2 protein-coding genes are annotated in these 532 nt (G+C 39.8%); both read left to right on the top strand.

Annotation, left to right across the window (positions count from 1 at the left end; translation table 11 throughout):
• On the top strand, positions 1-259 hold a 259-nt coding region (locus ACNOHI_RS25540), incomplete at its 5' end, for a RagB/SusD family nutrient uptake outer membrane protein (RefSeq protein WP_420477526.1).
• A gap of 27 nt (positions 260-286) precedes the next feature.
• Positions 287-532 (top strand): hypothetical protein (locus ACNOHI_RS25535; RefSeq protein WP_420477525.1); only part of this gene is annotated, 246 nt, incomplete at its 3' end.

The raw sequence follows: 532 nt of genomic DNA, 5'->3' as shown, positions 1-532 counted from the left end.
GAAAGACGATATTTTACATGAAAGGAAGGTCGAGTTTGCCTTCGAAGGTGATTACTGGTTCGATATTCAAAGACAAGGTTTTGCTAAAGCAAATCAGATGCTAGCCCAACAGGAAAGAGGAACTTACGATAGTAACCGGAATGTGTCGAGTCTTAAGGTTCGTTTAAATTCAGAGTCGCAGTTGTTTTTGCCAGCCCCTCAAAGTGAGACGGTTATTAATCCGTTACTATTGGAACCAGCCGTGGCATATTATCAATAAAGGAGACAGATAAAAAATGATAAGATTATGAAAAGACTATTGAATATAATCGTTGTCCTCGCCCTTGGAATTCTAACTATCACTTCATGCGAAAAAGAGGCTGAAACCGGCAGCGAGGCTTCATCAAATCCAAAAGTGGATATGATTGATCCAGGAAGAGCGCCGAGCAACGAAGTGTTAACTGTTACAGGTACAGGTATAGGCGGTGTGACGAGTATTGTTTTCGATAAAGACAATATTTCCGCATCTTTTAATCCTAATTTTAATACGGAT

It is taken from the genome of Noviherbaspirillum sp. ST9 (genome assembly GCF_048799745.1).
GTDB lineage: Bacteria > Pseudomonadota > Gammaproteobacteria > Burkholderiales > Burkholderiaceae_D > Noviherbaspirillum.
The sequence above is the reverse complement of the archived record's forward strand: the minus strand, read 5'-3'. Positions and strand labels throughout refer to the sequence as shown.